Genomic DNA, 14711 nt, shown 5'->3' with positions numbered 1-14711 from the left:
AGAGGAGTTAATCGAGCAGCGTAGTTATTTCGTCGTTCACGCACCTCGTCAAACTGGTAAAACTACGGCAATGCTAGCACTAGCGCAACAACTTACCGCAAGTGGACGTTACACAGCAGTGATGTTATCCGCAGAGGTGGGAAGTGCCTTTAATAATGACCCCAGCGCAGCCGAATTAGCAATTTTGGGAGCTTGGCGTGGTGCAATTGCCATCCGTCTACCGCAGGATTTACAACCTCCTACTTGGGTATATGAGGAAGCAGGACAAAGAATTCAAGCTAGTTTACAAGCTTGGGCGCAGGTTTCTCCTCGACCTTTAGCAATATTTATTGACGAAATTGATTCCCTGCAAGATGATACTTTGATTTCAGTGTTGCGGCAGCTACGCGACGGTTATCCCAATCGTCCAGAAAATTTTCCCTCTTCTGTGGGATTAATCGGTTTACGAGATGTACGCGATTATAAAGTTGCATCGGGTGGAAGCGATCGCTTAAACACAGCTAGCCCTTTTAATATCAAAGTCAGTTCTATCACCCTGAGAAATTTTAACGCCGAAGAAGTGGCAGAGTTATACCAACAACATACAGAATATACAGGACAAATTTTCACGCCAGAAGCAAGCGCAACAGCCTTTGATTTAACTCAAGGTCAGCCTTGGTTAGTTAATGCATTAGCTAAGGAAGTTGTAGAAAAAATGGTTAAGGATAGAAGTATTCCTATTACCAAAGAGCATATTTTACAAGCCAAGGAAATATTAATTGCTCGTCGGGATACCCATTTAGATTCTTTAGCCGAACGCTTACGAGAACCAAGGATAAAAGCGATTATCGAACCAATCTTAGCTGGTTTGGAATTAGGAGATATCCCCAATGATGATATTCAATTTGTAATTGATTTGGGTTTGTGTGTAATGCATCCCCAAGGTGGATTAACAATGGCAAACCCAATTTATCGCGAGGTTTTACCGAGAGTATTAACGGTGACACCAATGGCTTCTCTACCCACCATTGCGCCAACTTGGTTAACTCAGTCAGGGGAATTAAATAAAGATGCCTTACTTGAAGCTTTTATCAAATTTTGGAGACAGCATGGGGAACCATTATTAGGTAGTACTGGCTACCACGAAATTGCACCCCATTTAGTATTAATGGCTTTCTTGCATCGCGTTGTTAATGGTGGTGGTACGCTAGAACGGGAATATGCAATCGGTAGTGACAGAATGGATTTATGTTTGAGATATGGTTCTATTACCCTTGGTATTGAATTAAAAGTATGGCGAGAAAAAAAACGTGACCCCCAACCCGAAGGAATCGAACAATTAGAATCGTATTTAGCCCGTTTGGGATTGAATGAAGGGTGGTTACTGGTGTTTGATCGGCGTAAAAATGCATTACCAATGGAGGAACGTTTGTCAACTCAGGTTGTTGTGACTGAAAATCAACGTGCTATTACTGTGATTCGGGCGTGAGTTACTACTTAAAAAGTTGATAAATCACTGTGAAGAAATACCGGAAACGAAGCGCCAAGACTTTGTACCGTCCGCTCCACTGTGTTGTTAAGCTTTACTCACCCATTCCAATGATGGTTTGCGCTGGGATTTTACACGATCCGAAACCACTCACTGCCAACCATTCTCAAAGTCTAGCTGCTAATCCTTGTGATGTTTTAAAATATTAATCATTAACTCTTTATTGATAATTGCTCACCGATCTTCTCAACCTGCTTCGGCGCTTTTATCTCATCAAAAATCTGAACAGCCTTCTGAACATTCACTCGACTCTCACCTTCTTTCCCCATACTCCGATAAGTCAAACTCAACTGAAAATATGCTTCAGCTAGATCGCATTTAGCGCCAATTTTATCTAACAGTTCAATCGCTGCTAAATGATTCTTCAAAGCTGATTCAAAATCTTGATTTTTCCGAGAAATTTCAGCTAAACCATTCAAACTTTTTGCTTGAACTTGCGTATAGTGACTTTCCTCTGCAAAAGTTAATGCCATCGAAAACATATGCTTGGCTTTAGTAAAATCTTTTAAATTAACGTAGGTTTGACCGAGTATTTGCATAAAGTAAGCAAATCTCCCCGTTTTCTCAATCCTTTGTGCGGTGATGTTTTTGTAACATTCATCAGCAAGTAAACGAGAAGATTTATATTGCTCTAAATAAGAATTAACTAAAGATAAACAAACAGCAGCTTTTTCTGCCCAAGAATGATGTGCGGTGTTTTGAGCTAAAGAAATTACCTGCTGAAATAATTGAGCGGCTTCTGATAATTCCCATAAATCAATTTTATAAAGACCGATACTTAATAAAGAATCTACTTCCAGCATTCTATAATAATAAAAAGCTTGCTTATTATTTTGATTACTTAAAGAGTTTAATGCCTTTCTTGCTAAACTTATTGTGTTCTCTTGATATTCAATTGCTGGCTGTATCTTGCCGCTTATCCAATATAAATCGCCTAAAATATTATATAACTCGCTGATTTTTGTATCGTCGTCAATATGGTTAATAATGTGAATAATTGCAGCTAAAACTGGTTGAATTAAACCCATTCTATACAAAGTACTGCCGAGGGGTAAAAATTGCCCCCATTGATTATTTCTACTTTTGATAATCAGTTTTCCGGCTAACTCAAATTGATTAATTTCAATATAATGATAATAAGCTTCTAACGCTTGCAAAGCATCTTGAAAAGTTTCGATTGTTTGCACGCTATCCGTCCAAAATTCAGCGGCTTTATGATTGGTAATTTCCCAATCTTCACCGTTACGTAAACGAGAAATAGCTTCGGCTCTAATTACCGGATGCAGCCAATATTCACCTTTGCTAAACTCTATCAAAGAACGATTTTTCAACGAAGCAATAATTTGACGATGTTGTTCCGGTGCGACATCCCATAATAAACTTAAAAATCCTTGAGTTGGAACAGTCGGAACATCTTGATAACGATAACATCCCAAACGACACAACAAACGATATGCTTGAGAATCCAGATTTTGTAAGCGGTTGAATTGACTTGCAGCTAAATTTTTTAAATCCGTTACCGCTAAAGGGTCAGCGTGATTTTCTTGCCAATAAGCAGTAATATCACCGTCAAAATCTTCCTGAATCGAACCGCAAAGAATTCCCATTGCTTTAGCGTTACCACCGTAAGCATGGTGCATTTTTTGTAAAATGGGTAGAGCGATCGCCATTCCCCGATTACTAAAATACTGCAACCACGTAACTTCATCTAAACCGGGAAGTCGATAGTGAGTTACATTTAATTCCGGTTCGCAAAGTCTATCTCTACTAGTAATTAAAGTTGTGCATTTTACTCTTGCATCCGTTAAAATCCGTAGTAATTCTATATAATTGCGATGAGGTGCAACAAATCGTCCTTTTGCATCCAGCGCGGGTTCCAAATTATCAATTAAAATTCCAATTCGCTTTGCTTGAAGTTGTCGCTTCAACCTTCCCAATGTTACCCCAAATTCTAACCCCGGTTCTTGTGCTAAATCATATTTCAACCATTCTTCCACCACCCGTTGAGCCGAAGTAATGTTTTGAGTCTCATGAGCCATCAACAATTCCAAAACCGCATCAAATCCTTGAGAATGAAGGTATTGTTGAGCCAAAGTAGTTTTTCCCAAACCTCCTTCACCTTGAATTGCAATAACTTTAGTACCAATATTTACCAAATTATGAATGCGATCGATAGCATCGCTTCTACCAATAAAATTGATATCTTCTTGTTTGAATTCGTATAAACAAAGCCCATTTTGTTCACGGGTGATGTCAATATCTGGAACAATAAATTTTCCATTAGCACTGCTTGAATGTTGATAATCAAACAAACCAGATATCGAACCTGCTTTACGAAAACACTTTTCTAAAACCCTGCGACAGTTACTTTTGGTAATCTTCTGACGCATTACCTTAGAAAGTAACTTCCACAACCGAGAACCCACATCCTTAGCGTGTCCCTCAGTACAGCCGTAGAAATCGGCAATTTCCAAATATCTTCTTCCCAACCAAACCTGTTGAACAATCACCTTTTCTAATTCGCTTAATTGTTCTCCAGTTTTATAAGGTATTATAGTATCCAACCATACCAATACTGCCTCATCATCCATTGTTTAACGACCAAGGTAGTTTAGTTTACTAATATAAAAATCTTGCTCAATCTTAGTCTACAGTTGGAAACCAGTCTTTAAAGACAAGTTTGTGTAAACTTGATTTTTCAGCAGATTTTTTTTAATTAACTTCACTCTCATCCTTTAACAGGCGATCGCAAATAAAAATCAATACATAATTATCAGTTACGTTTTTAAAGAAATTATGAAGATAGCAATATGAATAGCAATATTAAAATGAATATTCTAATCAAACTATCTTTAACGAATGGTTTAATAATTCAAGATAAATTTTGATCGGTCGTAACTAGGACTAAAAAATAATTTTTTTTTTGAACAACTTTCTCACAGTGAATGTAACTCTAATTAAACTCATAGTTCCGATCTTCAGCGAATAATTAACACTTCCTCAGCGCGATTCTGCGAATACTTCCGCGTACCTTTGCGTTGTTAAATAAATCTTTAACTTTTGATTACCAATATATCAATCATACTTTTAACCATACTTTGCCCGACTGACAAATCATTAGCACAGCGCTTAAACTGGTAATCGCGACAAAATAAATACTTAGGCTGAAATGCCATTCCTGGAGTTTTAATCACAAACCTACCTGTTATTTACCTGTACCTCTGCGATAGATTAATTATGGATTTAAAATAATACCCTGACACCAGTGTATTTAAATGAAATATTTGGGGAAATGGGATTTCAAAATGTCAATTTTCCCTTACTTAATGCCTAATTTTTTGTATAAAATCTAAACTCTAAAATCTAAAATTCTATGAATTCAAACCTACCCATTGATTTAAACTCACAAAACTTACCCCATCATGTAGCCGTAATCATGGATGGTAACGGTAGATGGGCTACTCAACAAAAATTACCACGTATTGCCGGACATCGGCAAGGTGCGAGAACGCTCAAAGAACTATTGCGATGCAGCAAAGATTGGGGAATTAAGATTTTAACAGCTTATGCTTTTTCTACTGAAAATTGGCGAAGACCAACCGAAGAAGTTGATTTTCTGATGATTCTGTTTGAAAAAATGTTGCGTCGTGAATTAGAAGAAATGCATCGAGAAGGAGTGCGAATTAATTTTGTTGGTGATTTATCTGCATTACCAAAATCATTGCAAAATGAAATGCAGCGTTCAATGTTAGAAACATCAAATAATCGAGATATTCAGTTTAATGTTGCCGTAAATTATGGTAGTCGTAAAGAAATTGTCAGCGCTTGTCGTCAACTAGCCGAACTAGTTCAAAAAGGAGAAATTAAACCAGAAGATATTAGCGAAGATTTAATCGAAAAAAACTTATATACAGTAGATATTCCCGCACCAGATTTACTGATTCGTACCAGCGGTGAAAAGCGCTTGAGTAACTTTCTTTTATGGCAAATGGCTTACACAGAAATGTATTTTACCGATACTTTATGGCCCGATTTTGACCAAGCGGCATTTCAACAAGCATTAATCAGCTATCAAAATAGAGAGCGACGTTTTGGCAAAGTAAAAGCTGTGTTATCAGCTTAATGTTTTAGTGCGGTCATCTTAACCGTATTTGTCAAAATTAAAGTTTTTATTTACACATTACCCGTAAATCAATAGTGAGATTTTATAAACCCGGTTTTTGAGAAAATCGGGTTTCTTAATAGCTCAAATTATTATAAATTATATAAAACAGCTATATATATAAAATGAAACTAGATAAAAATTCTCATCAACCAGTATTAATTGTCGGAGGTGGTCCCTCCGGATTTGCAACCGCATTAATGTTAGCTAAACGCGGTTGGCAAAATATTACAGTATTAGAGAAACGTCCTTGTGCTGATTATTACGAACCAGATAAATCATTTAACTATTTAATCGATGGTCGCGGTCAAAAATTTACAGATTATCTTGAACTCACAAATAATTTAGCAAGTAACGGCGTTGCAACTACGGATTTTTATTTAACTAAAATTACGGCAGATGGAAATAGTAAAACATCAAAGTTACCAATTGTAGATCCAGACCGGAAAGCCGCTTATTGGATAACTCGCAAGACTTTTGTCAACTTACTTTATCAAGAGATAGAAAATAATTGGCAAGACTGTATTAACGTAATTTTTAATGCAAAGTGTGTTGAAATAAATAAAACTATTAGTAATGATAATCAATCTGAAAAATTGGAAATTATTGCCGAAATCGATAACGGTAAAACAATCAAATTTGAGCCTTTTCTGTTAGTAGGATGCGACGGCATTAACTCTATTGTCCGGAACACTCTCAAACAATGGAATGAATCATCATCAAACAAATTTGAAATGAATTATTTTCCTTCACCAAGTTCAGGATTAAGATACAAAGCATTAACCTTACCACCAAAGTTTCCTTTAGATGAAAATGGCGAAGAACTCACTACAAGTGAAATGGCATATGCAGTTCGGAGTGCATTTAAAGATAGAAAAAAGGCAATATCTCTGGGATTACTACCTGTAAAAAATCCAGATGAAGTGCGTAGCGCTAATATTATTACTAAATCTGAACACCATATCTGGGAATTGAAAAATGGTGAAGAAATGCATGATTTTTTGCAGAAATCCTTTCCACAATTACCCATACACAACATAGTTTCTTCCCAAGAAGCCCAAAGATTTGCTGCAAGTGAAGGTGGAGAATTTCCTATTCCTCAATACTGCAATGGATTCTACTCAAAATTAAATGAGGAAGCATTTATAGTTTTGTTAGGAGACGCAATTCACAGCTTTCCTCCAGATTTAGGTCAAGGTGTCAACTCCGCATTGGAAGACGTATGTACTCTGAATGACGCATTAGAAAAAAGCAATAACATTTCTGAAGCTTTACCTTTGTATGAATCTTTACGACTTCCCGATACAAAGGCTTTAATACGTCTGATGCAAGTAGGTTATCCCTGGCAGTATAATCAAGCTCCGATTCGCAAAAAGTTGTGGAGTATTAATTTTTTGGTGCGGCTTTCATTAAGTAAAATATTACCCTTTATTTTTAGTCCACCGGCTTTTTTCATGATTCAAAATCATCAGCTTTATTACCAAGAAATATTGACCAAAGTTGAGCGGACAACTCGGATATTGTATACAGTTATTATTGGGTTTTTGTTGGGGTTGGTGGCTTTTGGATTAAGGAATATATTTATTTGAGTAAGCTAGTAGGTTGGGTTAGACACGAAAATAGCCTATTTAATGACGACAATATTAATCGTGTCGTAACCCAACATCAATATATTGAGAGCGTAATAAATATTTTTATGGTTGTTTGAATATGTTCAATTAACCGCGAATTACGGGAGCATCCCAATTTTTTAAAAATATTATATCGTAGTGCGAGCTTGTAGATTGGGTTAGACACGGAAATAATGTATTTATTTACGACAATATTAATCGTGTCGTAACCCAACATCGATATTGTTGTTTTTTTAAGATGCTAAATTACCCACAAATTCTGATGTTGGGTTACGGCAGAATTCAATTTTATACATTTGCTTTCATGTTTGTTCTCTGCCTAACCTAACAAATCTGCTACTTAAAAATCAAATCTAACCTCTGCTGCGATTCTTCCAAAGCCTCTTTAGGACTACTTTTACCCAATAGAACTGCTTCCATCGCTCTACCAATACTTTCTGAAACTCTACTGTAACCAGCAAAAACTGGACGACTGCGACCGTATTGTGCTTGTTCTAAGAATACTTTTGCTGTTGGCTGTTCCTTGATATAAGCTTGATATTTTTTATTTTGACGCGACTTCAAATTTACAGGTAAATATCCAGTTCCTAACGCCAATTCTGTCTGAAATTCTTCGCTTGCGGCATATTCTGCAAATTTAAAAGCGGCTTTTTCCCTTTCTGGTGTAGTCTTAAATAAAAACAGATTTTCACCACCAATACTAGTAGCTTGACTTTGATTTTCCGGAATCGGAAATACACCAAAATCACCGTTTTTAATATCGCTGTTAATATAGGTCAAAGTCCAAGGTCCAGTTACCTGCATTGCTACTTTACCAGCCACAAAGGCATCTGTTTCAAAACCTCTTTCCGGTGCAGATAATATTACAGAGCCATCTTTGACTAAATCTTGCCACAATTGCAAAGCTGATATTGCCCCTTGATTATTTGTCAAATCCACTTTTGCAGCTTCTGTAGCTAATTCCCCCCCACCACTCCACATAAACGGAAGCCAGATAAATACTGAAAATTCACCTTTTCCTAATGGTAAAAATATCCCGTGCTGGTCGATTTTATTATCTCCATTGGTATCGCGGGTTAATTTTTTTGCTACCTGACGAAACTCCGACCAAGTGCGGGGTAAATCTTTAATTCCTGCTGCTTTAAATAAGCTGGGACGATAAAAAACTCCGACATTATTAGTTGCAAAAGGCATCGACCAAATTTGACCTTGATACTTCATGGAATCAAATAAAGCGGGGTCAATTTGATCTTTTACCGGGGATTTATTTAACATTTCATCCAACGGTATCAAAGCATCTAATTCCACTAATTGTCCGGCAATGGTGGGATTAAACCATAATAAATCTGGTGGTGAATTTCCGACTACAGCCGCTAAAATCTTCGGCATTTGCTGGTCTGCTTGTCCTACATACAGCGACTCTACGTAAATATTGGGATGATTTTGATTAAATTTATCTACCAACTTTTGCAAAACATCGCGGTTAGATGGTGGATTTACTCCCTGCCATAAAGTAAGATGCGTTACATCATTTTTTTCGGAAATCAAGTTTTGGCATCCCGTAATTAGGAGAATAGAAACTATTATTAGAATAAATAACTGTTTATAAGACATATTTTTACTGTGCATAGGAGTAGATATTCCAATTTATTATCGTGCGTTATCCGCGATCGCACACTCTACATCTGATTTGTAATGCTTTGCTAAAGTTAATTTTAGAGAAAAAATACACATATTCTAGTTATTCGAGTGATTTTATAGGTTTGTTTATGGCTGGACATAGTAAATGGGCGAATATTAAGCGTCAGAAAGCTCGTGTAGACGCGAAGAGAGGTAAAACTTTTACTCAACTATCCCGTGCAATTATTGTTGCAGCTCGGAATGGTGTACCCGACCCCAACGGTAACTTTCAACTCCGTACTGCCATTGAAAAAGCTAAAGCAGCAGGTATTCCCAATGATAATATCGAAAGGGCGATCGCTAAGGGTGCAGGTACATTTGCAGATGATGAAGCAGAGTTTGAGGAGATACGCTATGAAGGCTACGGACTTGGTGGTGTAGCGATTTTGATTGAAGCGCTGACGGATAATCGCAACCGCACCGCAGCGTATTTACGAGAAGCTTTTACCAAAAATGGCGGCAATCTTGGGGAAACTGGTTGCGTTAGCTGGATGTTTGACCAAAAAGGTGTTTGTATTATTCAAAATGTCACCAGCGAAGAAAAACTTCTGGAAGCTTCCTTAGAAGGAGGTGCGGAATTTTACGAAATCACCGATGATGATATGGCTGAAGTTTTAGCAGAAGTCGCTGATTTAGAAAACCTGAATCAAACACTCAAAGATCAAGGCTTTGAGGTTACTGATGTCGAATTACGTTGGATTCCCAGCAATAACGTAGATGTCACAGACTCCGAACAAGCGCGGATATTGATTAAGTTAATTGATACTTTGGAATTGTTAGACGATGTGCAAAACGTCACAGCAAACTTCGATATGTCTGATGATTTAATCGCTGCAAGCTTGAGTCAGTAAGTCATAATTCAATGCCTTAATAATACCTGTGACCTTAAGTTAAGCTATTAATTTTCAACCTTTTACAGTTGAGCTTCCCATAAAAATTCTCCCACTCTCCCCATCCCCCCATCCTCTTCTCCCCTTGCATAATTCCTTCAAAATACGTCACAATATAGGAAAACGCTGTGATTAATCTTAACAATGGCGCAAACGCAGCTTCTTAACACTATTTCACCTTCCCAATCCCTTGCCGAGAAGCGAGGGTATGATTACGATTTGGTAATTGTCGGTGGCGGAATTATCGGCTTAACTTTAGCCGCTGCATTGCATGATTCGGGACTAAAAATACTTTTAATTGAAGCCAGAGTTCAATCTGCGTCTGTAGCGAAAGGACAAGCCTATGCTATACATATGCTGTCGGCGTTAATTTATCAAGGAATCGGCATTTGGGACAAGATATTACCCCAGATTGAGACTTACAACCGCGTGTGTCTTTCCGATGCCGATTATGCAGGTGTAGTAGAATTTAATACTTCGGATATCGGTAGTCAGGATTTAGGTTTCGTTGCTGAACATCAAGCACTGCTGTATCCACTGCAAGAATTGGTTAAAGAAAGTCCGAATATCACTTATTTATGTCCTGCGGAAGTTATTAGTACGGAATACCTCGAAAATATCGCAACGGTAGAGGTGAAAGTCGCAGGAGAAATATGTAAGATTCGTAGCCATTTAGTAGTAGCTGCTGATGGAGGTAATTCGCGAATTCGTCAAGCTGCGAGAATTAAAACCAGAGGTTGGAAATATTGGCAATCATGTATTGTGGCATTTGTTAAGCCAGAAAAACCACATAATAATACAGCTTACGAAAAATTCCAAGCCAGCGGACCATTTGCAATTTTACCGCTACCCGGAAATCGCTGTCGGATTGTGTGGACGGCACCTCATGAAGAAGCAAAAGCCTTGTGTGAGTTGGACGACGAGCAATTTTTGGCGCAATTACAACAACGCTTTGGCAATCATTTAGGTAAATTGGAGTTACTTGGCGATCGCTTTGTCTTTCAAGTGCAGTTAATGCAAAGCGATCACTATGTTTTGCATCGACTCGCTTTAATCGGTGATGCAGCACACAAATGTCATCCCGTAGGTGGACAAGGTTTAAATTTGGGAATTCGCGATGCAGCAGCTTTAGCGCAGGTAATTCGAGAAGCGCATTCTACTGGTAAAAATATTGGAGATGTTAAAGTACTCAAAACTTACGAACGCTGGAGGAAACGGGAAAATCTAGCTATTTTAGGCTTTACAGATTTATTAGATCGATTATTTTCCAATAAATTCCTACCCGTAGTCATAGTCAGACGCTTTGGTTTATGGGTAATGCAGCGCGTACCTTTTATCAAAATATTTAACCTCAAATTAATGATTGGCTTGAAGGGAAGAAAGCCGGAACTGGCTGGAGATTAGGATGGGGGGATGGGGAGATGGGGGGATGGGGAGATGGGGAGACAAGGGGATGGGGAGATGGGGAGACAAGGGGACAAGGGGAAATAATTCTTAACTATTACCAATTACCAATTCCCAATTCCCAATTCCCAATTCCCAATTATGAAAATATTTAAGAAAAAATTCAAAATTGGTAGCCAAGGTAGGTTAATTTGACTGCTAGTGATGCTAAAGTGCAAAATATTCTTGTGAAATTCTCAGCGGGTATCGATGCTGAAGAAGCTACAGAAAAAACAAATTTCTATTATTGCTGGTGCAGGAATCTGTGCCTTCCTGGTTGGAGCTATGGTTTCAGCCCCTCAAATTGGTAAAAAGTTGGGGCGATTATTTAATGGAAATAATCAGTCCGAAGTAGTATCTGAAGCGAATATAGCCAAATCTGTTGTTTTACCTTTGGTAAATCAATCTCCTGAAGAACGTGCGACTAAGTTGGCTGAAATTGCCAAAAGTTCATCTTCTATTGAACAATACCGCGCTCGCTATCTTTTGGCTGATGATTTATTGCAAAAAGATCGAGCAACCGAGGCTTTAAAATTACTTGATAGTCTGGAAAATGATTATCAAGCTCTTGCACCTTACGTTCTATTACAGCAGGCTCGCGCATACAGTATTTTGGGTGAGAATGGCAAAGCTTCCGATAAAAGGCAGGCTGTTGTTAAACAATATTCCGATAAACCTGTTGCTGCTAAAGCTTTGTATTTAATTGGAGTTAAGGAATATCAAGATCGAGCGATCGCCAAGTTTCCTTCTAATCCTCTAACGTGGGACATTATTCGGGGACGCTTGCAAAATAACCCCAATCAACCAGAATTACAGTTGGTTCTAGCCAAACAAGCTTTTGAACAACCGGGAATTGTTCCGGTGTTAGATACGCTAGTTAAGGAACCCACTCTAAAACCGGAGGATTGGGACGTAATTGGTAATGCTTATTGGGAAAATAAGGAATTCGGTAAAGCGGCCTTCTCTTACGAAAAAGCAACTCCTACCGCTCAAAACCTTTACCGTCAAGGTAGGGGATTGCAAATAGGTGGACAAAGGGAAAAGGCTCAAATCGTTTATCAGCAGATGCTCGCTAAGTTTCCTGATGACAGGGAAACCGGAAAGGCTTTGCTAGGTTTGGCAGAATTAGCTAGAACTGGTACCGAAAGTTTACCTTTCCTCGACCAAATAATTGCCAAGTTCCCAGACCAAGCTGGAGAAGCGCTGATTCGTAAATCTAAAATTCTGCAATCGCAAAACAATGATTCTGGTGCTAGGGAAGCTTTAAAGCTACTAATTACTAAGTTTGGCAATACCCAACAAGCAGCAGAATACCGTTGGAAAGTCGCGGAGGACAAAGCCAAAGCTAAAGATTATCAAGCTGCATGGGAATGGGCTGAACCGATTCCACTCCAAAACCCTACTAGTATTTTGGCTCCTAGAGCCGGTTTTTGGGTGGGGAAATGGGCCACTAAACTTGGTAAAGAAGCACAGGCTAAACAAGCTTATGAATATGTATTAAGTAATTTTCCTTACTCGTATTATGCATGGCGTTCGGCCGCAACTTTAGGCTTAGATGTTGGTAATTTTGATACCCTGCGTAGCATGATTCCGGAAATGGTAGAGCGCATACCTCCTTTACCACCCGCAGGTTCCGATACTTTTAAGGAACTGTATCTATTAGGACAACAACGAGACGCTTGGCTGCAATGGGAAACTGAATTTCAGAATAAAGCCCAGCCAACGGTAGCAGAACAGTTTACCGAAGGTTTGATGCAGTTGGAGAGGAAAAATTATGTCGGTGGGATTTCCACGGTAGCCAAATTAGAAGATAGGGAAACACCTGAAGAAAAAGCTGCTTATCAGGAATTGAGCAAAAAAAATATGTATTGGCAGGCTCGATATCCGTTTCCTTATTTTGATGTGATTGGCAAGTGGTCTAAAGAACGTCAACTTAATCCTTTCCTAGTAGTTTCACTGATACGCCAGGAATCGAGATTTCAGGAAAAAATTAAATCTGTCGCCGATGCTACAGGTTTGATGCAGGTGCTACCGAGTACGGCGAAATGGATTGCACCGCAAATCAACGTGGATTACACTAAAACCGATTTAACAAAGCCTGACGACAATATCATGTACGGTACGTGGTATTTGGACAGCACCCACAAGCAGTATCAAAATAACTCATTGTTGGCGATCGCCAGTTACAATGCGGGGCCGGGAAATGTTGCGAAGTGGTTGACAACCTTACCAAAAGATGATGCTGACGAGTTTGTGGAAGCAATTCCCTTTCCCGAAACCGAAAATTACATCCGTCAAGTGTTAGGAAACTATTGGAATTATCTGCGGATTTACAACCCCCAGACATCTCAGTTAGTAACTCAATATTCGGCAAAACAACCCCAGCTTCCCCATCAAGAAGTTGAGCCAACAGCAACTAGCAGTCCTACACCTGGGAAAACTAATTAGTTAGGTTAAAGGTGAAGAAAAGAAGGTAAGAATGTTCGAGATTCACAATTCCTTCACAGATTATTTAGCGTAGGGTGGCTTCATCCTACGCAATATTTTGTTTTAAAAATTGATTTAATAATGAATAAATTTATCAAATATATAGTTATTTTGGCGTTTAGTACACCTATTCTTGTTGGCTGTTCGGGGGATGGTGATACATCAACAGTAAATTCCTCTCCTGAACCTACCGCTTCCGACTTATCGACAGCAGATGCAGCCAAAGCCATCAAAGAGCGAGAAAATTATGATTCAGTCGATTTCAATAAACTTCCTCAAGGTGTGTCTTTAACGGGAAAAGATCCTAAAGAAATTGCAGTTGTAGTTTTTCCCCCACCAAAGGAAGAACCTCAAGAAGGAAATTTTCAGCGAGATGTAGCTGTAAAGCCAGTTACACCCAATCTCACAACTGTTATTGTCACCGAAACTGGTCTTTTAGATGATTCTGTGAATGGAATTCGCGATCGCGCTGATTTTGAATTATCTGAAGCCGATAAGTTGTGGAAAATGGTTTGGGTTGGGAAGCAATACAAGTGTCAATCGGGTAGAGGTTCCCAGGATTGGTCTAAGCAACTTTGTTCTTGAACTTTTGTAAAATATTAAATGTAGGGTATTTAAACTTTATAATAATTTTACTACCGGAGAAAATAATGCTAGATGAAGCGACTATTGAAGAACGTTTAGTAAATTTAGAGCGTACAGTTGCTATTCAAAATCGGCTTTCAGCGATTCCTAGTTCTAACAACTGGTTAGATGAAGTTGCAGGTTCCATTTCTGACGAACAAGCTTTTTTGGAAGTTTTAGAGTATGGGAAATTGGAACGTTATGCCGATAAACCTGTAGATTCTTCAAACGAGCAAGCGTGAAGTACCTCAATCTCAACTCCTAAC

11 protein-coding genes are annotated in these 14711 nt (G+C 38.5%); 9 read left to right on the top strand and 2 right to left on the bottom strand.

Features of this window, described 5'->3' with window-relative positions:
• Window positions 1–1468, top strand: a 1468-nt coding sequence (locus VB797_RS33450; protein WP_416350967.1) for an AAA family ATPase, incomplete at its 5' end; no start/stop codon positions are given.
• 212 nt (window positions 1469–1680) lie between these two features.
• Here VB797_RS33450 and VB797_RS33445 read toward each other — a convergent pair.
• Entirely contained in the window at window positions 1681–4119 is a 2439-nt protein-coding gene (locus tag VB797_RS33445; protein ID WP_323242107.1) for a tetratricopeptide repeat protein, read from the bottom strand.
• Between the two features lie 782 nt (window positions 4120–4901).
• Between VB797_RS33445 and VB797_RS33440 the strand changes: the two genes are divergently transcribed.
• Both VB797_RS33440 and VB797_RS33435 read left to right on the top strand, forming a co-directional pair.
• A complete protein-coding gene (locus VB797_RS33440; protein WP_323242106.1) occupies window positions 4902–5651 on the top strand; it encodes an isoprenyl transferase in 750 nt (249 codons plus the stop codon).
• A 164-nt stretch (window positions 5652–5815) separates the two neighbouring features.
• On the top strand, window positions 5816–7279 hold the full coding sequence (locus tag VB797_RS33435) for an NAD(P)/FAD-dependent oxidoreductase (RefSeq protein ID WP_323242105.1): 1464 nt from the start codon (window positions 5816–5818) through the stop codon (window positions 7277–7279).
• A gap of 378 nt (window positions 7280–7657) precedes the next feature.
• Here the strand turns inward: VB797_RS33435 and VB797_RS33430 are convergent, their stop codons facing one another.
• Entirely contained in the window at window positions 7658–8935 is a 1278-nt protein-coding gene (locus tag VB797_RS33430; RefSeq protein ID WP_323242104.1) for an ABC transporter substrate-binding protein, read from the bottom strand.
• A 155-nt stretch (window positions 8936–9090) separates the two neighbouring features.
• On the opposite strand from VB797_RS33430, the gene VB797_RS33425 reads away from it, so the two are divergent.
• From VB797_RS33425 to VB797_RS33400, 6 genes are all read left to right on the top strand, one after another.
• Window positions 9091–9852 (top strand): YebC/PmpR family DNA-binding transcriptional regulator, encoded by a 762-nt coding sequence (locus VB797_RS33425; protein WP_323242103.1) that lies wholly within the window; start codon window positions 9091–9093, stop codon window positions 9850–9852.
• A gap of 183 nt (window positions 9853–10035) precedes the next feature.
• The gene (locus VB797_RS33420) at window positions 10036–11295 is read left to right on the top strand and encodes an FAD-dependent hydroxylase (protein WP_323242102.1); all 1260 of its coding nucleotides are present in this window, start codon (window positions 10036–10038) and stop codon (window positions 11293–11295) included.
• A 17-nt stretch (window positions 11296–11312) separates the two neighbouring features.
• Window positions 11313–11450, top strand: coding sequence for a hypothetical protein (locus VB797_RS33415; RefSeq protein ID WP_323242101.1), 138 nt, complete (start codon window positions 11313–11315; stop codon window positions 11448–11450).
• A gap of 94 nt (window positions 11451–11544) precedes the next feature.
• The gene (locus VB797_RS33410; RefSeq protein ID WP_323242100.1) at window positions 11545–13782 is read left to right on the top strand and encodes a transglycosylase SLT domain-containing protein; all 2238 of its coding nucleotides are present in this window, start codon (window positions 11545–11547) and stop codon (window positions 13780–13782) included.
• 120 nt (window positions 13783–13902) lie between these two features.
• Complete coding sequence (locus VB797_RS33405; RefSeq protein ID WP_323242099.1) at window positions 13903–14406, top strand: hypothetical protein; 504 nt, start codon at window positions 13903–13905, stop codon at window positions 14404–14406.
• A 65-nt stretch (window positions 14407–14471) separates the two neighbouring features.
• On the top strand, window positions 14472–14687 hold the full coding sequence (locus tag VB797_RS33400; protein WP_323242098.1) for a transferase hexapeptide repeat containing protein: 216 nt from the start codon (window positions 14472–14474) through the stop codon (window positions 14685–14687).
• Window positions 14688–14711 lie beyond the last annotated feature (24 nt).

The organism is Rivularia sp. UHCC 0363 (assembly GCF_034931125.1).
GTDB lineage: Bacteria > Cyanobacteriota > Cyanobacteriia > Cyanobacteriales > Nostocaceae > Rivularia.
Note: the sequence above shows the minus strand (reverse complement) of the source record. Positions and strands in the feature narration are given on the sequence as shown.

What these genes read in the sequence shown, in the direction of transcription:
- VB797_RS33445 (WP_323242107.1), bottom strand. Translation starts at nt 4,119, where the DNA reads ATGGATGATGAGGCAGTATTGGTATGGTTGGATACTATAATACCTTAT.
- VB797_RS33440 (WP_323242106.1), top strand. Translation starts at nt 4,902, where the DNA reads ATGAATTCAAACCTACCCATTGATTTAAACTCACAAAACTTACCCCAT.
- VB797_RS33435 (WP_323242105.1), top strand. Translation starts at nt 5,816, where the DNA reads ATGAAACTAGATAAAAATTCTCATCAACCAGTATTAATTGTCGGAGGT.
- VB797_RS33430 (WP_323242104.1), bottom strand. Translation starts at nt 8,935, where the DNA reads ATGTCTTATAAACAGTTATTTATTCTAATAATAGTTTCTATTCTCCTA.
- VB797_RS33425 (WP_323242103.1), top strand. Translation starts at nt 9,091, where the DNA reads ATGGCTGGACATAGTAAATGGGCGAATATTAAGCGTCAGAAAGCTCGT.
- VB797_RS33420 (WP_323242102.1), top strand. Translation starts at nt 10,036, where the DNA reads ATGGCGCAAACGCAGCTTCTTAACACTATTTCACCTTCCCAATCCCTT.
- VB797_RS33415 (WP_323242101.1), top strand. Translation starts at nt 11,313, where the DNA reads ATGGGGGGATGGGGAGATGGGGAGACAAGGGGATGGGGAGATGGGGAG.
- VB797_RS33410 (WP_323242100.1), top strand. Translation starts at nt 11,545, where the DNA reads ATGCTGAAGAAGCTACAGAAAAAACAAATTTCTATTATTGCTGGTGCA.
- VB797_RS33405 (WP_323242099.1), top strand. Translation starts at nt 13,903, where the DNA reads ATGAATAAATTTATCAAATATATAGTTATTTTGGCGTTTAGTACACCT.
- VB797_RS33400 (WP_323242098.1), top strand. Translation starts at nt 14,472, where the DNA reads ATGCTAGATGAAGCGACTATTGAAGAACGTTTAGTAAATTTAGAGCGT.